The organism is Candidatus Chloroploca asiatica (assembly GCF_002532075.1).
Classification (GTDB): domain Bacteria; phylum Chloroflexota; class Chloroflexia; order Chloroflexales; family Chloroflexaceae; genus Chloroploca; species Chloroploca asiatica.
In genome coordinates this window covers 1-19,489 of the sequence record NZ_LYXE01000129.1, presented here as the reverse complement: position 1 = coordinate 19,489, position 19,489 = coordinate 1, and the positions used below count along the sequence as shown (strand labels likewise).

The window sequence follows — 19,489 nt, the reverse complement described above, 5'->3', positions numbered from 1 at the left end:
GTAGAACGAAGGGTCTCAGGCGTCCCGACGGCAGAGATGCTTCGCTGCGCTCAGCATGACAAGGCTACGAGCATGTCAGAACATGTAGTTGGACTATCTTATTCGGTGCCGTTGAGACGTTCGTAGATGTGTTGGAGTTGCTCATCGTCATAGACAGTGATGGTCAAGCGGATCTCGCGGCCTGTCCGTACCAGTTGTACCGGGGTTTCGAGCAAGTTCTCGAAGAGGCGGCGGGCCTCTTCGTCATTGGGGTCAACTGGCGTGCGCCGGTTGGGACGAGGCTCATCGTCGGTGGTAGGCGTAGGTGTATGTGGTGCCAAGGAGGCCGATGGTGGTGCGACGCGTACCTGTTCAACGGCTGAAGCCAACGCTACGCCCTCGCTCAACAACGCAGCGAATTGATCGCTCGCCCGGGTACTCAAGCCGAGGGCAAGCACCTGTTCGAGGGCGGCGTTCTGGAGGGCAGGATCTTCCAGACGGAGCAACGCCTGGGCGTGGGCGGCACTGATGGTTCCGTGCAACAGGGCCTCGCGGGTTGCCGGATGCACCTGTTGATGGAGGGCAAGCTCGGCCATGCGTTCGGCCTCACGCACGCTTAGATCACGGCGCACGATCAACTCGAGTACGGCGGACTGTTCGGTGGGCTCTTCGAGGCGGAGCAAAGCGCGCCCGTGACCAGCACTGATCGCGCCATCGAGCAGCGCCTGGCGGGCTGCCGGGGCGAGCTTGATCAGCCGCCGGGTATTGACGACCGTGACCCGGCTTTTGCCGACCCGCTGAGCGATCATCTCATCGGTCAAGCCAAACTCATCCTTGAGCGTCTGATAGGCCTGCCCCTCTTCGAGCGCATTGAGGTCAGCCCGTTGCACATTCTCAACGATGGCGAGTTCGAGCAACTGTTGGGGTGTTGTGCTCTTGACGAGTGCGGGCACTTCGCGTAACCCGGCGCGGCGAGCAGCGCGCCAGCGACGTTCGCCGGCGATCAACTCATAGCCACCTTCGTCATCTTCAGTCACAATGACTGGCTGGATCAACCCGTGCTCGCGAATCGACGCGGCCAGTTCATCGAGCGCTTGCTCATCAAAGTGCGAACGTGGCTGACTGCGATTAGAGCGGATCGCATCAAGGGGGATCTGGCGGATCGCACTGGACACACCAGGTGTCGGGCCACTGGACATCAGCGCATCGAGACCGCTACCGAGGCCACGTCGTCGACTCATGAGCTACGCTCCTCGCGTTGCAGCACCTCTTCGGTGAAGGCCGCATATGAAAGAGCACCGCGACTCTGCGGGTCATACTCGGCGATTAATTTGCCATGGCTGGGTGCTTCCGAGAGCCGCACACTCCGCGGAATGAGGGTACGAAAGATCAGACGGGGAAAGTGGCGTTGCACCTCATTCACCACCTGTTGCGCGAGATTGGTGCGCCCATCGTACATCGTCATTACCACCCCAAGGATGCGCAAGCGCGGATTCAAGCCTTCGCGCACCCGGTCAATGGTCAACTTCAATTGCGCCAGACCTTCGAGCGCTAGGTATTCGCATTGGAGGGGGATCAGCACGCTATCGGCAGCACAGAGCGCGTTGAGCGTCAGCAGCCCGAGGGAAGGAGGGCAATCGATCAACACATGATCATAGTGTGTGTCGAGTGAAGCCAGGGCTTGTTGCAAGCGGCGTTCGCGGCGGTCAGCCGCAACAAGTTCAACGGCAGCCCCCGCGAGATCCTCATCAGCGGGTACCAGGTCAAAATGATCACGTCCCGACGAGATAATCGCCTGTTGCGCCTCAGGATGCTGCATCAACAGATCATACGTTGTTGCGCTCAATTCACGCTTGGCAAAGCCAAGACTCGTGGTTGCATTGCCCTGCGGATCGGCATCAACGAGCAACACCCGTTGCCCTCGTTGGGCCAGATGACCCGCAAGATTCACTGCCGTGGTCGTTTTGCCAACCCCGCCCTTTTGGTTGGCAATTGCAATAATGCGCACGCGCCCGGACTCTAAAGGTTCTTCCACCTGTTTGCACCTGCTCGACTCAATCACGTTGTCGTCGCTGCGTGTATTGTAAAGACTCTCAGCTATTCTGGCAAAACGGGCCACTGAAGGTGGCCCGTTTTGCCAGAATAGCTGAGATGAAGAGCCTGCCAAGGACCGGGGCGGCGTGCTATAATGACAAGGATCACCACAATAAAGAATAAAGAAGAGCAGGAGTCCCCACTGTGTCAGCATTACCCTTTCTGCTGACGGATAAACTGATTCACACCTTGAGTGTGCTCTGTGCGCAACCATCGAGCATCGGGCAAGAGGATGATCTGCGTACGAGTGCCGAATTGCTTGCGACGATGATGCGCGGGCTTGGCATGCAGGTGCATGTTGCCAATGGGCATCCACCTGTGGTGATCGGTCGGCGTGCGGGGCGCAATCCAGCCTCGCTGCTGCTCTACCATCGGTTTGATGCGGCCCCACCTGGCCCCTGGCGGGCCTGGTCACACAATCCATACCAGCTTGCCGAGCGTGATGGGGCGCTCTATGGGCGTGGGGTTGCCGAAGGCAAAGGCCCGCTGGCGGCCCACATGCAGGCTATCCAGGCGCTTCTCGCGACCTATGGTGAATTGCCCTGCGGCCTAGTCATTGTCGCCGATGGCGGCGGCTTGCTTGGTTCACCCACGCTTGCCGCAGCCCTCGATGCGTGCCCTGACCTCATTGGTGCCGATGCCTGCCTGGGCAGCATCGGTGATCGCAATGCCGCAGGGATTCCGCTCTGCTACAGTGGCAGCAAAGGGTTTCTGCAGATGAGCCTGAGTGCAAGGGGGCCGACGCATCCGCTGCCTCCGGGGGCGGCACCGTCTTTATCTAATCCACTCTGGCGGCTGACCTGGGCGCTGGCAAGTATCAAAGGTGCCGACGAAGATATTCGCATTCCGGGCTTTTATGATGATGTCGAAGGCCCTTCGCGGGAAGAGAATGCCGCGTTGCGCCAGTTGCGCCTTGATGAAGCGGGGCGTCTGGCCGCGTGGGGGGCCGATGAGTTTCTCTTTGGCATGCGTGGTGTGGCGTTGGTGCGTGCCGAGATTACCCTGCCAACCTGTAACCTGAGTAGCATGCATTGCCAACCCGAGCACAACCTGGCTTTGTTGCCCTCGGTGGCAACCGCCGTGCTCGATTTTCAACTGGTACCGCGTCAAGACCCCGCCGTGGTGTCCCGGTTGTTACGCACCTGCCTTGATGAGGGTGGCTTTGGTGATGTCACCGCCGAGCGCTTGCCAGGTGGCTATGCACCAGCTCATACGCCCCACGATAATCGCTTTATTCGCCAGGTCGCTGCAGCCGGCGCAACAGTCTTTGACGCACTGTTGCCCACTGTCCCCGCCGGGGCTTTTACGTTGCCGTTGCAGTTGTTTGTCGAACGCCTGCATTGTCCTGTGGCCTCGGTCGGTCTTGCGTACCCTGATAATCTGCCCTTTGGCCCTGACGAGCATGTTGCGCTTGACGATCTCATGCGCCACGGCCATCTCTTGATTGAATTGGTGCTCGCCGTTGCAGGCGAAGAATAACATATCTTTCATCCCCTGTTAAAACAACGATAACCTGAAGCTAACGCAACCCGACTACACTTGGCAGCGTGACGACGCGAGCTAGTGGTGAGGTGTCTATGCGGATTAGCTTAATGTGCGAGACCTTCCTGCCCGATGTCAATGGAGTGACGACCACGCTCTGTCGGTTGCTTGAATATCTGCAACACCGTGGTCACGAGGTGTTGCTGATCGCCCCACACGATGCTCCCTCAACCTATGCCGGTGCCCAGATTATCCCCCTGAATGGGATGCCCCTGCCAATGTACCCCGAAGTCAAACTGACGCCCCCCCAACCAGGGCTCTCCGCTCATTTACGGCGTTTCCGCCCTGATCTCCTCCATCTCGTTGGCCCGGCGGTCGCAGGCGTGATGGTGCCTTTTGTGGCCCAGAACCTTAATCTTCCGCTGGTTGGCTCGTATCATACTGATTTTGGGGCCTACAGTCGCCACTATGGCCTCGGTTTTTTCCAGGCTGGCGTCAATCGCTGGTTGCGCTGGATCCATAATCGCTGCCGCGTGACGCTTTGCCCGTCGACGCATACGATCAAGACCTTGCGCCAGTCGGGTTTTCGCCGTTTGCGCCTCTGGGGGCGGGGCGTCGATACCGAGCAGTTCCATCCCCGCTACCGCTCATCGGCCTGGCGTGAGGCGATCGGCTGTCAACCTGGCGAGAGCCTGCTGCTCTATGTGGGGCGTGTTGCCGCCGAAAAACGGGTCGATCTTCTCCCCGACGCCCTCCGCGGGCTTGACAAAGTGCGTCTGGTCGTGGTTGGTGATGGCCCGTTCCGCTCAGAACTCGAACGGCGTGCCGACGGGCTTCCCATCCATTTTACCGGCTACCTCAAAGGTCAGGAACTGGCAACCGCGTATGCCTCGGCTGATGCGTTTGTCTTTCCCTCGGATACCGACACATTTGGGCAGGTGATCCAGGAAGCGATGGCCTCGGGGTTGCCGGTGGTCGGTGCGCGAAGCGGCGGCACCCTTGATCTGGTGCGCGATCATCAGACGGGCTACCTTTTTGCGCCTGGCGTCGCCAGCGATCTCCGGGTACGGTTGCGCAGCCTCATCGCCAATCCCGAACAGCGCCACGCCATGGGCCAGGCCGGGCGGGCCGCTGCCGAACAGCGCTCGTGGCCGCATGTCCTTGATGAACTGCTTGACCACTATGCAACCGTGAGCCGTCAGCGTTGGGCAGCCTAACTGCTCTGGGAATGCCGTTTTCTGTTACTTTGCGAGCCTGGGTACGCGGGCGTCTCGCCCGCTGCCCACAACCTCATTGAGCAACCCTTGCCCCATCGCCAGTCAGGGCCACCAAGGAGGACGATGCGATCGCGCCGCTGCGCGTCGAGCGCGATCGGGCCGATTTTGCAAGCTGGAATCGGCTCGCATGTTGCCCCGATCTATTGGGGTGGCTCGGCTGATGCGCAGGGCGTTGGGCCGTGCTACGTTCTTATCCTACCTGGGCAATCCTAGCCACAACGGTGCTTTCGTATGCTACAATACCTCCAATCCAGAAGGCAGAGATATGGCTGATACGCAACAATCCTATCCTATCGGATGGATCGTTCGGCGTTTATAATTACCTCACGAGTTGATGCGCCCGAAGATACTCAATTTTGGCTCATGAAATCTGTGCGTGAATGGCTTGCTGCTTTGGAATGTATGCGACAAACCATGTAATGGTTACCCACGCGCAGGGCTACGCTGAAAATGGGGGAACCACGTTCCCCCACGCCCCCGTTTTCCTCCGTTGTGGCGCGCCGGCAGGCGTATCGCGTGCTGATGCAATCTGCGCGTCTAGATGTAACGAAAAGAAAATACTATGACAACCCGAACAAGTATTCATATTGGTAAGATTATACAAAATGCTCGTTTCTTCAACACTCAGCAATGGCAAGGAGCACAAACAACCATGGACGATTTACTCCAAGCCGTCAACAATCTCTTTAGTCTACTCGAACAAAGGAAAATGAAGTATGTTCTTGTTGGTGGTATTGCGCTACTTCAATATATTCAAGGGAGGAACACCGAAGATATCGATCTTATTCTCAATGTGACGGCTCTCCGGAAGCTGCAAGAAATCACCATTACAAGTAAGAGCGAGTATTTTGCTCGTGGCATCTATCAAAACCTTCAAATCGATTTCCTCCTCACAAAAAATCCACTCTTTGCCCATGTTCAAAAACATCACACTACCCTGCAGCCGTTTTTCGAGCGAACAATTACATCAGCAACGGTAAAAGGTCTTCTCCTCCTGAAACTCTATGCTCTACCCTCGCTTTATAGGCAGGGTGATTTTGTCCGAGTTGGGCTGTATGAAAATGATGTAGCAACACTGATGTTTTATCACAACCCAAACATGCAAGAAATAAGCGTTGAACTCACACCTTATGTCAGTAATCAAGATTTAACTGCTATTCAAGATATTATTCTCGACCTTACACAGCGTATTTCGCGCTTTCAACGCAACAAAGAGCAAGAATAAACACCGTTTGAAAGCACGAGGCAGTTAGAACTGCCGCCGAACACCGCTGTCCAGTTGATGCCGTCGAACCCTCTTGCATGCCCTTCAAGGGCATGCGCCGGCAGCGTTTAGCCCGCGAAAGCGCCAAACGCGTGCCTGCGGACGAACAAGCTCTGGCAGAAGAAGGCTTTGACGAGGACATGAAAATATGGCCAGAATATTATATTGAAGAAATAGGTTTTATTGCTAGCGTTTCTTGACTACCGAGGTAAGATTGAAAAAATGGCAACACTAGAACGAGCAATTGAGTTAGCCGCAGCTGCACACGCGGGTCAGGTCGATAAGGCGGGGCAGCCTTATATCCTCCACCCACTACGGGTCATGTTGCGCATGTCTACGGCCCATGAACGCATGGCAGCGGTGCTGCACGATGTCGTTGAGGATACCCAGGTCACCTTGGAGCAGCTTCGGTCTGAAGGGTTCCCCGCTGAAGTTGTCTCCGCAGTCGCGGCACTCACCAAGCGGTCCGGTGAATCCCGCTTGGAAGCGGCGACGCGCGCTGCCGCCGATCCTGTCGCACGGGCGGTGAAGTTGGCCGACAATGCCGAGAATATGGATCTTAGTCGCATCGCCGCGCCGACAGCGAAGGACTATGCGCGCCTTGAGGAGTACAAGCAAGTCCGTGCCCTCCTCCTCGGCGAAACGAACGCTGTCACATTCGTGTAATCTACGCTGCTTGTTCGTGCGTGAATTTTAGGAGTATTGTATCACCTGACGATCAGATTTTTCTCAGGTTTCTACCAGACGGGGTAGGAACATTCTCATTGTCAGGAGGAACAGCTATGCTCACCGCGCACGTCCGGCGTATGTTCATGATCGGCATGACGCTGACCATTGGTCTGATCCTGGTGCTCTCGAGCTACCGAGCCTTTGCTTCAGCAGCTCAGATTGCCGTGTTTACACCACAGGGTTCAGCCTTCTGTGCTCGTACTGGTGGTTCGGCCCCGGCGGTCTTCCAGGGCCAGACGTTTCTCACTCGTTTCGACTATTTCCGCGTGCTTGCCCCACCCTTTGGGCCTGAGCCGGTTACAGTCGACATAACGTTTCCTGATGGGCGGGTCTTTACGATTCCCGCCAGTCAGCAGCTCGATGGTGTGATCGATCTGCCCAACAATTTCCCACCCGCCAGCCGTTTTGTCTCGAACGGGGCGGGCCAGTTCTCACTGACGATCCCCGTACCTGGCACCTGGCCGTATGGCTGTTATACTGTCAGCGGACGTGGTTTGAGTAGCGGTGGGATCAACAACGCAACGGCCTTCTTTGTGGTGGCGCCTGGTGGGCAGCCAGGGCCGGCTGGCAACGCAACCCTGCGTGTGACCCGCAACGGGCAAGATGTCGCTGCGGCCTTCCAAGGGGAGATCGTTGAAGTTGATGGCCGCGGTTTTCTTGGCGGCGAGCTTGTCTCGCTCTGGATCACCGCCCCCGATGGCACCGTGATCAACTTTCCTCCCGGGCAGCAGGTTGTGCAGGCAACGCCTGCTGGTGCCCTCTCGACCTCCTTCCAGTTTGAAGGCAAGAATCCTACCGGGCGCTATACCTTCACGGCCCTTGGACAGCAGAGTCAGTTCCGTGTCTTTGCGAGCTTCGAGTTGCGTGCGCCACCTGTTGTGCAACGCGGCCCGGCCCAACTCTATGTGGTGGTGCCTGCCGATATGAGTGCCCCCCAGCGCAGTGTCTTCTATGCCAATGGCGACCTCTTCTTCCCCGGTGAGCGGGTTGATCTCTGGCTCACCTTCCCAGATGGGGCCGTGCGCGGCTTCCCTTCAACCTTTGCTGATCCGATTGCCGGGCAGTTCCTGGTCGAACTGGCGCTTGACGAACGTCTGCCCGTTGGGTTCTATCAATTGACTGCCCAGGGCGCCGAGAGCCGCCAGTTGGTCATTGCCGGCTTTAACCTCGAGCAGAATTTCGGCACGGTCTTCAACCCCTATGTCAGCCCAGAGATCGGTCTCGACAATGATCCACGCACGCGGGTTGACCTCGACTTCATTGATCCCAATCCCTACGACTGGAATGAATACGGTAATCCCGATGAGTAAGTGATGATATCTGTGCCACACAGCGGCTTTGCCGCTGTGTGGCACAGTATGCGGGCATTTTGCACAGGAGGAAACCCCTGGTTGACTTAGTCAGCCAGGGGTTTCCCTTGTCGTGCTGCAGAGCCAGGTATTCTGTGGTACGCTGATAACAACCCTCGTTCTGAAACCTGGAAAGGATCTTTCACGTATGCGCTTTCGCATCGTTGCGCTTTTTGCTGTTCTGTTGCTCCTGGTTGGTTGTGGTGCGCGTGAAGCTGCGACAACTCCTCTGCCAACTGCACCTGTTGCGCCGGTTTTTACCCCGACCCCGGTCACGAGTTCGGCCTCGCCGACAGTGCCCAGTGCGCCTGTTGTCGAGCCTGCGGCCACCGCAACGACGATCAATTTGCCCACGATCATTGTCTCGCCGCCTGATCTCAACACGTTGCAACTCACGGTCGAGCCAATCTTGAACGGGTTTCGCAATCCGACCCACATCACCAATGCTGGTGATGGCAGTGGCCGCCTCTTTGTGGTTGAGCAAGCGGGGGCGATCTGGATCGTGCAAGGTGCTGTGCGCCTTGAAGAGCCATTGCTTGATCTGACTGAACTGGTTGGCTCGCAAGGCAATGAGCAGGGTCTCTTGAGTATTGCCTTTCACCCACAGTTCCGCGAGAACGGACACCTTTTTGTCAACTACACTGATCGGAGTGGGACAACGGTTGTCGCACGGTACACGCTCAGCGCTGATCCCAATCGCGCCGATCCCGCGAGTGCGACGATCCTCATGACGATCGACCAACCCGCCGCGAACCACAATGGCGGTTTGCTCAAATTTGGGCCAGATGGTTACCTGTATATTGGCACCGGTGATGGTGGCGCTGGAGGTGACCCCTGGAATAATGCGCAGACCCTGAGCAGCCTGCTCGGCAAATTGCTACGGATTGATGTTGACAGCAACGAACCATACGCCGTTCCTGCGAACAACCCTTTTGTCAATGCTGATCCGGCCCGCTCGGAGATCTGGGCCTATGGCTTGCGCAATCCCTGGCGCTTCTCTTTTGACCGCGCAACGGGCGACCTCTATCTTGCCGATGTCGGCCAGAATGCGCTCGAAGAAGTCCATGTTCAGCCTGCCAGTAGCCTGGGTGGGGAAAATTATGGCTGGAAGATTATGGAGGGCGATCGCTGCTTCAATGCTAGTTCGTGCGATCAGACCGGCCTGGAATTACCGGTCTTTGTCTATCCTCATGGCAGTGCTGAAGGCGGATGTTCGATCACAGGTGGCTATGTCTATCGCGGTCAGGCCTTTCCTCAACTCAATGGCGTCTATGTCTTCACCGACTTCTGCACGGGCAACCTCTGGGGCACCTATGGCGACGGCGTAGGCTGGGAAACCGCTCTCATTGGACGGGTTGATCTGCGCATCACCTCGTTTGGCGAAGACGAAGCAGGCGAACTCTATCTGGTTGACCGTACCGGTGGGGGTGTCTACCGACTGGTGGTGGAGTAGGCGGAGCGGGCGCGGGTGATCAACCGCGCCCGTTTGCACTCTCATGCATTTCGTTTGGGCGGCTCTGCTGCCCCGACGCTTCGCCAGCGTCAGGACGATTGCATCTTCCGTGAATGCGCCCGCCAGGGCACCCGCAAGGGGTCCCCGTACACCGGATCCGGCCCCCGGCCGGTACCCGCCGGGGCACCCGCAAGGGGTGCCCGTACACCGGATCCGGCCCCGGCCGGTAGGGGCACCCCTTGCGGGTGCCCTGATGGCGCGTCTTTTTGTATCCGGTTTCGTATGATGCATCAGCCCTGTTCGCCAGCGTCTTGCATCTTGCGATCTACGCACGTAAGTGTTATGATCGCACTGTACGCAATTGGATCGATCAATTCAGGCAACCATACATTGTGACAAGAGTTTCTCCAACTGGAAATAATGATCAGACGCATGCTCATCAACAGACGGGTCAGCCCCGTCTTGTGCTGGGTTCAGCTTCACCGCGTCGCCACGAGTTGCTTGCCACGCTTGGGGCGACCTTTACCGTGATGACCACTGATGCCGAGGAGGCCGAGACCGATGTGCCGTCCGAGGTGTTGGGGGCGCTGCCAACCGCCGAAATGCCGTTACGTTATCATCCGACGCTGCTTGCCTGGCGTAAAGCCCACGCTGTGGCTACACACGCCCTGGATGCCGTCGTGTTGGGCGCTGATACGGTGGTGGTGATTGATGGCGAGGTGTTGAATAAGCCGCGCGACGATGCTGAAGCTCATCTGATGCTGCGGCGTCTGTCAGGACGTACCCATCGTGTTTATACCGGGTTGTGTGTCGCGGGGGCTTTTGCGTCAGCGACACCACCTGAATCCGATCTGACCACACTCTATGAGGCTCTGCCAGAGCCAATCTGGTTGCCGTTGCACCACGAAGCTCCTCATGCCGTTCTAGCGACAGCGGCTCGGCGTCCTTTCTGGCTGGATATCGAAATGTCCGAGGTCGTCTTTGCGCCGTTGACCGAAGCCCAGATCACGGCGTATGTTGCCACGGGTGAGCCGCGTGATAAGGCGGGCGCCTATGGTTTGCAGGGCATGGGTGGCCAGTTGATCCAAGCGGTCTATGGAAGTTACACTGCGGTGGTGGGCTTCCCGCTCGCTGCGGTGGTGCGTTTGTTGCGTGGTGCAGGTGTCACCGGGCTAGCTGACGCGACGGCAAGTTATTATGCATGGCTGGCACACCAACAGAAGGAACCTTTGCCATGGCCTCCCACATTGCCATAAAATTGCTCGTTGTTGATGATCATCCGCTCTTTCGCCAGGGGGTTCGCTGGGCCTTGAGTGGTGAGGATGATATCGTGATCGTCGGTGATGTTGCGAGTGGTGAAGCCGCACTTGAGTGGCTTGCCCAAGCCGACTCGCATACCGAACCGAATGTGATGCTGGTTGATATGAATTTGCCAGGTATGAATGGCCTTGCGTTGACGCGGCACGTCCGTCGTCAGTACCCGGGGCTCGGGGTGGTGATGTTGAGCATGCACGAGAGCGATGAGCAGGCGTTTCACGCGTTGCAATCAGGTGCTGCCGCGTATCGCTCGAAGGACGTCAAGCCACAGGCGTTGATCGAGATCTTGCGCCGCGTTGCGCACGGCGAGTATGTGATTAATGATGTGCTGCTGGAAGAACCGCGGGTCGCCAGTCGGGTCTTGACGCAGTTTCGGAGTTTGCCCGAAGCGCTGCCCACTGACCCCGAAGCGGTTGATGTGCCGATCTTTACGCCCCTCAGCGACCGTGAAATCGAGGTGCTTGAACGTATTGCGGCTGGCGGGAGTAACAAAGAGATTGCTGACTCGTTGCATATTAGTACGCAGACGGTCAAAAACCATATCTCGTCGATTTTGCGCAAACTGTCGCTGAATGACCGCACTCAGGCGGTACTCTTTGCTTTGCGCCGTGGCTGGATCGAGACGCCTCAGGATATCCGGCAGGGGCCGCTCGAGCCACCTGCCGATGCATCACAAGCCCAGACGTAATGCTGGTCTTTATTCATCCTGGTTGCGCATGACGGCCAGAAACCGTTTGCCATACTGAAAGAACGAGAGCAGAAACGGTACCATTGCCACGTAGAGCGCTGGCTTGCCACTGCGTGGCCCGTCGGCAACGTAGAGCAGGGCCGCCGCAGTCAAGAGCGCTGTGGTGAGTTTGCCGGTGCTGGCGGCAACGGTGATTTGGCTGCGACGTTTGATGACCACCAGCGCGGCAGCGATAATGCCAAGGTCGCGAAAAAGCAACAACCCCGTAATCCACCAGGGAAAGTCGCGGGTCTTTGAGAGGATGATCGCGGTTCCGTTGATCAAGATCTTGTCAGCCACCGGGTCGAGCAGTTCCCCGAGCGGCGAAACTTCGCCACGGGCCCGTGCCAGGGGCCCGTCAATGGCGTCGGTCAGCATCGCGACCCCCAGGCAGGCTAGGGCTTCGCGCCGTCGCTCGGGCTGCCGCAGGTAGCGAAAGGTTGGTGGAATGAGCAGCAGCCGAGCGATTGTCAGCATGTTCGATGGATAGAGCAATTCACGTGGCTCGAAGAGTCGCGTTGAAGCCATACTGATCCTTCTACACCATCGGTGAGGCAGGTGGGGCAAAATTAGAGTTGTAGCCGTTCTGCGTCCGCAAGGCGATGAGTTTCTGCCCCATCAGATGCCCAAAGACGGCCTGGCTGTAGGGTAGGGTGAAAAGAATGCCGATGACGATGATCCCGCCTGCACTAGCGACAAGCCCACACAAAATCTGGAGCAGCCAGAGCACAACCCAGCCACCTAGGTCGCCCCGTACCATCGTGATGACCGCACTGAAGTTGAGCGCTTCACTGAAACTGTTCGTCTGCAAGTAGCGTACCGTACCGGCGATCAGGAGAGGCTGAGTCGCCAGGGCGACGATCATAATGAGTGGCATCAGGCACAGAACGAGCAAAGCCGCAATCCCGGCAGCAGCATCGCCAGCACCGGCAGCAAAAAGCGGTACACACGCAAACAGAAGCGCGATCACGATCACTGGTACCGCGTAGACGATCGCAATGCCTAGGCCGACCAACCCGAGGTTGAATTTCTCGCCAAAGTTATCCCATTGGGGCAGTGGACGTGGATTGCCTGCCGCCAGACGGCGCGCGGTCTCAAGCATGTAGCCGATGATTAGGATCTGCCCAACCAGCGGAATCAAAGCCAGCAATCCAGCGATCAGGATGCTTGTAAGCCACTGTTCGTCATCGAAGACAAACGAAAAGGCTTTGCCGATGTCCATGAGAACTCTCCTTGTTATGCGTCTAGACCTCGCATTGTAACGCATCTTGCTGCACTTGGTGCTCTTGGATCTGACGTTCGGCGCTGACATAGAGTTGCACGACGACGAGGTGCGCATAGATGATGGCGCTGAGGATCAGCCAGAGACCGAGGCCAAGCACGACCATGTGCCCTGGGAAGGTGATCCGTGCGAGTCCGAGGGTGAGGACGCTCAAGAGCACTGCGGGGAGATAGGCTACCAGTGAGAGCAGTCGCGCCTGGAAAAAGGTGCGGCGGTTCGCACGCCCCAGTGTCCAGCGGAGTGTTGCGCTCCTCAGGGCATCTTCGATGTGGCCCTCACGCGCAAAGCGAAGTCGACCAGCCGGAGCGACACTACTTAAAAAAAGCAGCACGACAACCATCCCTGTGCCCAACACGACTGAGCTCGTGATCCTCTGAATGATCAGTTCGTCCGTGACTCCAGCGAGCAACATGGCAATGCCGGTGACAAACAACAGCATCGTCCCGATCAAGATCGGTAGAACCAGGAACGCAAAGTCAATGAGCAGGGCAAAGAGACCGGTCAATGATCGAACGGTAATATTGCCGGGGGGCGGCAGTGGGGTAGCGAAGCCGCGCCGACTATTATCGAGGCTTTCCATCACAAAACCAGCGGCCAAGGGCAAGCCAAGCCCCACGAGGGTGGCAAGCCCGTAGCCACCACAGTGCAACCACCAGAATTGATCGCGGTGTACGGTTGCTAGCGCGTGACGGAGCGAAAGCGGCCCTGGCTCGGTGCGGCCAAAAAAGGTCACGCTGCTTCTCCAACCAGGTAGCGCCGGATTAAATCAAGTCCCAGGGTCGCAACAAATTCCCATCCTTCGGTCTGACGCAAGTCATAGTTACGGGTGACCTGGCGATTTCCCTTGGGTGTGACCAGGGTGACACTCACTGCGGTCAGGCCGCTCTGGTCGCTGGTATCAGCCACCTGAAACGCGAGGCCGAGATCGGCGCGCCAGCGATCAACAATGCCAAACGCCCCCGTCTGTGACAGAATGGCGGCAGCATCCTCGTTGGCTGCACGATCAAGCGGATGGATCAAGACCCCACTGATGCATTCGGTGCCTCCGTTGACCGCTGAGAGTGCCCGGAAGATCGGGGCGAGCGTGCTTGTTTCGTAGAGGGCCAGGGTGAGTTGCTGTTCCTTGAGCAAGCGGGCAACTGTTGCGGGTAACGGCTCATCACCAATAACATGTTGTTTGAGGCGTTCGCGAATGGTCGCCTCGGTCGTGGCAAGCATGGCCTCGGCTTCGGCCTGCGAGGCTCCGTGCGCCGTGATCCGAATTTCGTAACGGGCCTGTTTGGCCGAGATGCCGACACTCGGATTGGTCTGTGCCATCAGATCGGCGATCATCTCGCCAATCACACTTTCACCAAGCCCAGTCGCATGGATCGTCTTGACCAGGATCGCGTCGGTGATCCCGCGCTCATCACGCAGGTAGGGCATGACGGCGTTTTCGAAGAGATACCGCATTTCATACGGCACGCCAGGCAAGACGATCACGGTGCCTCGGTCGTCCTCGACGATAAACGCAGGCGCTGTGCCCCGCGGATTCTCGACAATGCGCGCCCCAGTGGGAACATAGGCCTGGCGTCGGTTGCTCGGGCTCATCGTGCGACCCATCGCGGTAAACCGGGCCTCGATCTGGTCAAGCAGAGTCTGATGGAATTCAAGCGGGCGTTCCATTGCTAGGGCGACCCCTTCGCGGGTAACATCGTCGAGCGTTGGCCCGAGGCCCCCTGTACAGATCACGAGATCTGCCCGTGCTAGCGCCTCGCTGACCATCGTGGCAATGCGTTCGGTATCATCCCCAACCGAACTCTTGCGCACCAGTTCAACCCCAGCGCGGGCAAGCTGGCGGGCAAGGTACGCGCTATTGGTGTCAACCGTCGTCCCGAGCAGCAACTCTGAGCCGATGGCAATGATTTCTGCTTGCATAGTTAAAAGAGCGGATCTTCTTGTCGTGGTTTCGGTTTTGCCTGTTCGATCATACGACGACGATAATCGTCCCAGAGCGTCTGTTCTTGCTTGGCGGCGGCACGCTTGCCGGCTTCAAGCGCTTGTTTCACGCGTTCCTGCAGCGAGACACCGGTGCTCTCGGCGCGTGCCGTAAGCCCAAGCCGCATCTCTTCGCTGGCGCGTTGATGCAGCACATAGATTGCTGCGCTGCCCATCGCTGTGCCGAGTAAGAGCCCAAAGGCAAATCGGCCTGTCGATTGCCGTGTCCGGCGTTTGGTCTCGTTGCGGAGCGCCTGGATGATCTGGAGGGCGGCTTGCCGCTCGTTGGCAAGTGCATCGAGGGTGCTGGCGCGTTCAGCGCGGATGGCTTCGCTAAAGCGCAGAGCCGCATCGGTGAGCATATCGGTCTCTACGGTCATAGTCTCCTCATTCCGCTAATTTCGGTTGCGATCCTGGGACACAAGCCAGTGTAGCTGGCTTGTGCCTCAGGATGTAACATTTTTACGTGCGATTGGCGATCTCTTCTTGCATGCGTGCGAGACACGCATCAAGCGGGATCGCCCCAAGGTCTTCACCCGACCGCAGGCGTACGGCAACAGCGCTGGCTTCTTCTTCCTTCTTTCCGATTATAAGCATATATGGAACCTTCTGCAACTGGGCACGGCGAATCTTGCCTTGCATCCGGTCGCGACTTGTGTCAACCTCGACCCGCAGCCCAGCCTCGACGAGTTGTTGCCGTACGCGTTCCGCATAGGCGATCTGGGCGTCGGTGATCGGAATCAGCACGGCCTGTACCGGGGCCAGCCAGAGCGGGAAAGCACCGGCGTAGTGTTCGATCAGGACGCCAAAGAAGCGCTCCATGCTGCCCATCAGGGCACGGTGTACCATGTAGGGTCGGTGGGGTTGGTTGTCCTCGCCGATGTACTCGAGCCCAAAGCGTTCGGGCAGGTTAAAGTCGAACTGGATGGTGCTCAACTGCCACTCGCGCCCCAGCGCATCATAGACTTTGAGGTCGATCTTGGGTCCGTAGAAGGCGCCGCCACCCTCATCAACCTGGTAGGGTAGTTGATGGGTCTCGACGGCGCGCTCGAGCGCGGCCGTGGCCCGTTCCCAGTCTTCAGGCGCACCAACGTACTTCTCGGGGCGGGTCGAGAGGTAGGCCGTGAAGTCACTCAGGCCGAAGGCGCGGAGCACATAGAGCGAGAATTCGAGCGCACGCCCGATCTCCTCCTCGACCTGGTCGGGCCGACAGAAGATATGCGCATCGTCCTGGGTGAAGCCGCGCACGCGCGTGAGGCCGTGCAGCGCCCCGCTCAGTTCGTAGCGGTAGACCGTGCCATACTCGGCATAGCGCCGCGGCAGGTCGCGGTACGAGCGCATGTGGGTCTGGTAGATCTGGATGTGGAAAGGACAGTTCATCGGCTTGGCATAGTAGGCCTCGCCGTCAATATCCATCGGGGCGTACATGCTCTCTTTGTAGAACTCGAGGTGGCCCGAGGTCTCCCAGAGGTGTGCACGTCCGATGTGGGGCGAGAAGACCCACTCGTAGCCGGCTTTGAGGTGGGCCTGGCGGGCGAAATCCTCGGCGATCACGCGGATCATAGCGCCCTTGGGGTGCCAGAGGATCAGACCTGCGCCGACCTCATCGGAGATGCTATAGAGGTCAAGCTCTTTACCGAGGCGGCGATGGTCACGTTTTTTCGCCTCCTCGAGGCGCCAGAGATACTGTTCCAATTCAGCCTGATCATTCCAGGCCGTGCCATAGATGCGTTGCAACTGGGGGCGCTTCTCATCGCCGCGCCAGTAGGCTCCGGCGATACTCATCAACTTGAAGCTTGCCGGATCAATCTGGCCGGTACGCTCAAGATGCGGCCCACGACAGAGGTCTTCAAACGTATCCTGGCGGTAGGTCGAGATGACCGTGTCACCTTTGGCTGTTTCACCATTCTCATCGAGGCCCTGAGCCAACCCATCGATCAATTCGAGCTTGTAGGGCTGGTCATGAAAGAGCTGGCGGGCCTCATCAGCACTCACTTCCCGAAAGAGAAAGGGCACATCACGGGCGACGATCTGGCGCATCCCGGCTTCGATGGTGCTCAGATCATCGGGGGTGAGGGCGCGAGGCAGGTCGAAGTCATAGTAAAAACCATTCTCGATGGGCGGGCCGATGGCGACCTTGCCTTCAGGGAAGATCTCTAGCACGGCCTGGGCCATCACATGGGCCAGTGAATGGCGAAGACGGTAATACGGATCATTATTTGGATCGACTGGCATCACATACCTCACATCTGCAAAGGCGACAAAAAACCTTCGTTCCACTATGGGACGAAGGTTGCTTCGTGGTTCCACCCAACTTTGATGCACGACTGCACGCGCGGCCAGGCATCCTTGCGGCGCGTTAACGGGCGCAAACCGTGCCTCCATACTTGCGTAGCGCGTTGAGGAGGCCGCTCAGAGGTGGTTTTCGCTCGTGCTGATTGAGGTGCGCTTCCAGTCTTGGACGCACCCTCCCTGGCAACCAGGCTACGAGGTACTCGTCCTCGTCACTGCTTTCGATTATCTTGCGCTATTGTACCCCTCTGTTTTTGTTGCGTCAAGCTTTTTGCTAATGGCATAGCCCTCGGCAAAACCGGTGTGTCTGACGCAAGATGCCAGCAAAGCTGGTATCTTGCGTCAGAAATACCACGGTAGGGCAGGGCGCTAGCCCTGCCCTACCGTGGTACTATAGAACCCATGAAAACCCACCCTCCCTCATCGGTCGGGCGACTTGCCCTGGTGCTTGGTATTTTGTCGGCGTTTGGACCGCTTTCGATTGATATGTATCTGCCAGGTTTGCCCGCGATCGGGGCCGAGTTTGGCACCGATACGGCAGCGGCTCAGTTGACCCTGACGGTCTTTTTTCTGGGGTTGGCCTTTGGGCAGATTGTCTATGGGCCGCTTTCTGACCGGTTTGGCCGCCGCAAGCCGTTGCTCGTTGGGGCGATCATTTATACGGTTGCGTCGGTGGGGTGTGCGCTGGCGCCGACGCTCGGCAGCCTGGTGTGGTTGCGTCTGCTCCAGGCGCTTGGTGGGTGTGCCGGTGTTGTGATTGCGCGCTCGATTGTGCGCGATCGCTTCGATGCCCAGGGTTCAGCGCGGATGTATTCGCTCTTGATGCTCGTGATGGGCCTTGCGCCCATTACTGCGCCGGTGCTTGGTGGGCAACTCATCGTTCATTTTGGCTGGCGCTCGGTCTTCTGGGTGCTGACCGTCTTTGGCATGATCTGTGTGGCGCTGGTGCTCTTTGCACTCCAGGAGTCACTGCCCCGCGAGCGCCGGAGTCACGATGGCTTTGTGGCTGTGCTGCGCGTTTATGGTCTATTGCTACGGGATCGGCATTTTGTCAGTTACGCCCTGACAGGTGGTTTTATTTCGGCGGGCATGTTTGCCTATATTTCCGGGTCGCCCTTTGTCTTCATTGAACTCTTTGGCGTGTCGCCCGAGTTGTACGGTTGGATCTTTGGGGCGAATGCCGCTGGTTTGATTGCGGCTTCACAGTTCAATCGTCGGCTCTTGCGCTCGTTCACCAGCACCACGATCCTCAGTGTCGCCCTGGCCGTCATTGCTACCTCGGGCGTGATGCTCGTTGCGGTTGCCGCGACTGGCTTCGGGGGCCTTTTGGGCTTGTTGCCCTTCCTCTTTATCTGCATTGCGGGCTATGGCCTCGTGGCCCCCAATGCCGCCGCTGAGGCGATGGCCCCTCACGGACGGGTAGCGGGCAGTGCGGCGGCGTTGCTTGGCACGTTGCAGTTTAGCATCGGCGCACTCGCCGGTACGCTGGTCGGGGTGCTGCACAATGGCACGGCCGTGCCGATGGCGGCAGTTATGGCGACATGCTGTCTCGTGGGGCTTGGAGTGTTTCATCTGCGCCCGATGGATGTGCCGGTGCCTCGTCCTCAGCCCGAGGCGTGATGCCGACACTGGATGTGGGTTTCGTTGACGCCATGGTGCAGCGAGGCGGCATGGCCTGCGTGCCTCATTTTAATGCCTGACAGTTCTGTACTTTGGTAATGGTAGCACAGCAGTACTGCCAGAACAAACGAAACATACCTAGCCAAACGATGACGCTTCGGCAATCCAAGTACGCCCTTTGCAACCGTCAGGGCAGCTTTCCACTCATCTATGGTTTATAGTACCGCCTTCAAAAGTCGCGCCCACTCTTCGGGTCGCGCTCTACGGCGGCAACAATATCATCAATGGTAAGATCGGTGAAAAGCTGTTCTCGCTCTTGGGTATAGTCCCCAAAGCCGTGCGTATATTGATGAATGAAACGCGCCGTGTTTACCACACCCATCTCTTGAATAAGCACGCGTAGTGCCCGCGTATTCAACTCAGCCAGCGGTAACGGTTGTATGCTGCTCACGGGAGCACCTCCTGAATCAACTCCAACGGCGTTACGATCGCTATGGTTATTGATGCAATCACCTTCAAGCGCTTCATGAGTCGGTCATCATCGTCAAGTGGCCGCTGGAGGCTACAATTGTGACACTCCGCAGCGGCTCAAGCCGCGCGGCTTCTTGGCCCAACCCGCCTTCTGGCGAGCTTAACGACCAACGGAG

The 19,489-nt window shown here is 58.0% G+C and carries 19 protein-coding genes and 1 other annotated feature; of the genes, 10 read left to right on the top strand and 9 right to left on the bottom strand.

Translation table 11 applies throughout. The features are described from left to right. Nucleotides 1–98: 98 nt before the first annotated feature. Nucleotides 99–1,220 carry a ParB/RepB/Spo0J family partition protein gene (locus tag A9Q02_RS17425; protein ID WP_097654366.1) on the bottom strand — a complete coding sequence of 374 codons (1,122 nt, stop codon included), beginning with the start codon at nt 1,218–1,220 and terminating at the stop codon, nt 99–101. Continuing rightward, nucleotides 1,217–2,014, bottom strand: coding sequence for a ParA family protein (locus tag A9Q02_RS17420; RefSeq protein WP_342760478.1), 798 nt, complete (start codon nt 2,012–2,014; stop codon nt 1,217–1,219). The genes A9Q02_RS17425 and A9Q02_RS17420 overlap by 4 nt, the downstream gene beginning before the upstream one ends. Nucleotides 2,015–2,217: 203 nt before the next feature. Here A9Q02_RS17420 and A9Q02_RS17415 point away from each other — a divergent pair, with 203 nt between their 5' ends. From A9Q02_RS17415 to A9Q02_RS17380, 9 genes are all read left to right on the top strand, one after another. Beyond that, nucleotides 2,218–3,552: a M20/M25/M40 family metallo-hydrolase gene (locus tag A9Q02_RS17415; RefSeq protein ID WP_097654364.1), complete on the top strand. Its 1,335-nt coding sequence runs from the start codon at nt 2,218–2,220 to the stop codon at nt 3,550–3,552. Between the two features lie 98 nt (nt 3,553–3,650). After that, nucleotides 3,651–4,772 carry a glycosyltransferase family 4 protein gene (locus tag A9Q02_RS17410; RefSeq protein ID WP_097654363.1) on the top strand — a complete coding sequence of 374 codons (1,122 nt, stop codon included), beginning with the start codon at nt 3,651–3,653 and terminating at the stop codon, nt 4,770–4,772. Between the two features lie 622 nt (nt 4,773–5,394). Next, entirely contained in the window at nt 5,395–6,057 is a 663-nt protein-coding gene (locus A9Q02_RS17405; protein WP_097654362.1) for a hypothetical protein, read from the top strand. A gap of 77 nt (nt 6,058–6,134) precedes the next feature. Then, entirely contained in the window at nt 6,135–6,296 is a 162-nt protein-coding gene (locus A9Q02_RS24370; RefSeq protein WP_172451088.1) for a hypothetical protein, read from the top strand. 22 nt (nt 6,297–6,318) lie between these two features. Further along, nucleotides 6,319–6,762: an HD domain-containing protein gene (locus tag A9Q02_RS17400; protein ID WP_097654375.1), complete on the top strand. Its 444-nt coding sequence runs from the start codon at nt 6,319–6,321 to the stop codon at nt 6,760–6,762. Between the two features lie 116 nt (nt 6,763–6,878). Continuing rightward, nucleotides 6,879–8,135 carry a hypothetical protein gene (locus A9Q02_RS17395; protein ID WP_097654361.1) on the top strand — a complete coding sequence of 419 codons (1,257 nt, stop codon included), beginning with the start codon at nt 6,879–6,881 and terminating at the stop codon, nt 8,133–8,135. A 187-nt stretch (nt 8,136–8,322) separates the two neighbouring features. Next, nucleotides 8,323–9,627, top strand: a complete 1,305-nt coding sequence (locus A9Q02_RS17390; RefSeq protein ID WP_097654360.1) for a PQQ-dependent sugar dehydrogenase — start codon at nt 8,323–8,325, stop codon at nt 9,625–9,627. 392 nt (nt 9,628–10,019) lie between these two features. Next, nucleotides 10,020–10,883, top strand: coding sequence for a Maf family protein (locus tag A9Q02_RS17385; RefSeq protein ID WP_245860630.1), 864 nt, complete (start codon nt 10,020–10,022; stop codon nt 10,881–10,883). Beyond that, the gene (locus tag A9Q02_RS17380) at nt 10,862–11,632 is read left to right on the top strand and encodes a response regulator (protein ID WP_097654359.1); all 771 of its coding nucleotides are present in this window, start codon (nt 10,862–10,864) and stop codon (nt 11,630–11,632) included. The genes A9Q02_RS17385 and A9Q02_RS17380 overlap by 22 nt, the downstream gene beginning before the upstream one ends. Nucleotides 11,633–11,641: 9 nt before the next feature. On the opposite strand, the gene A9Q02_RS17375 is transcribed toward A9Q02_RS17380, so the two are convergent. The 6 genes from A9Q02_RS17375 to thrS all read right to left on the bottom strand — a co-directional run bounded on the left by A9Q02_RS17375 (nt 11,642) and on the right by thrS (nt 17,165). Next, nucleotides 11,642–12,199 carry a CDP-alcohol phosphatidyltransferase family protein gene (locus tag A9Q02_RS17375; RefSeq protein ID WP_097654358.1) on the bottom strand — a complete coding sequence of 186 codons (558 nt, stop codon included), beginning with the start codon at nt 12,197–12,199 and terminating at the stop codon, nt 11,642–11,644. Between the two features lie 10 nt (nt 12,200–12,209). After that, nucleotides 12,210–12,893 (bottom strand): DUF4013 domain-containing protein, encoded by a 684-nt coding sequence (locus A9Q02_RS17370; protein ID WP_172451086.1) that lies wholly within the window; start codon nt 12,891–12,893, stop codon nt 12,210–12,212. A gap of 22 nt (nt 12,894–12,915) precedes the next feature. Further along, nucleotides 12,916–13,686, bottom strand: coding sequence for a DUF4013 domain-containing protein (locus A9Q02_RS17365; RefSeq protein WP_097654356.1), 771 nt, complete (start codon nt 13,684–13,686; stop codon nt 12,916–12,918). Next, nucleotides 13,683–14,870, bottom strand: a complete 1,188-nt coding sequence (locus A9Q02_RS17360) for a competence/damage-inducible protein A (protein ID WP_097654355.1) — start codon at nt 14,868–14,870, stop codon at nt 13,683–13,685. The genes A9Q02_RS17365 and A9Q02_RS17360 overlap by 4 nt, the downstream gene beginning before the upstream one ends. Nucleotides 14,871–14,872: 2 nt before the next feature. Continuing rightward, on the bottom strand, nt 14,873–15,310 hold the full coding sequence (locus A9Q02_RS17355) for a hypothetical protein (RefSeq protein WP_097654354.1): 438 nt from the start codon (nt 15,308–15,310) through the stop codon (nt 14,873–14,875). An 82-nt stretch (nt 15,311–15,392) separates the two neighbouring features. Then, the gene (thrS, locus tag A9Q02_RS17350) at nt 15,393–17,165 is read right to left on the bottom strand and encodes a threonine--tRNA ligase (protein ID WP_097654353.1); all 1,773 of its coding nucleotides are present in this window, start codon (nt 17,163–17,165) and stop codon (nt 15,393–15,395) included. Nucleotides 17,166–17,209: 44 nt separating this feature from the next. Continuing rightward, nucleotides 17,210–17,447: a binding site (T-box leader), on the bottom strand. A gap of 177 nt (nt 17,448–17,624) precedes the next feature. Between thrS and A9Q02_RS17345 the strand changes: the two genes are divergently transcribed. Beyond that, nucleotides 17,625–18,842 carry a Bcr/CflA family multidrug efflux MFS transporter gene (locus tag A9Q02_RS17345; RefSeq protein WP_097654352.1) on the top strand — a complete coding sequence of 406 codons (1,218 nt, stop codon included), beginning with the start codon at nt 17,625–17,627 and terminating at the stop codon, nt 18,840–18,842. A 229-nt stretch (nt 18,843–19,071) separates the two neighbouring features. Here A9Q02_RS17345 and A9Q02_RS17340 read toward each other — a convergent pair whose 3' ends face one another. Continuing rightward, nucleotides 19,072–19,293 (bottom strand): hypothetical protein, encoded by a 222-nt coding sequence (locus A9Q02_RS17340; protein WP_097654351.1) that lies wholly within the window; start codon nt 19,291–19,293, stop codon nt 19,072–19,074. Between the last annotated feature and the right edge of the window lie 196 nt (nt 19,294–19,489).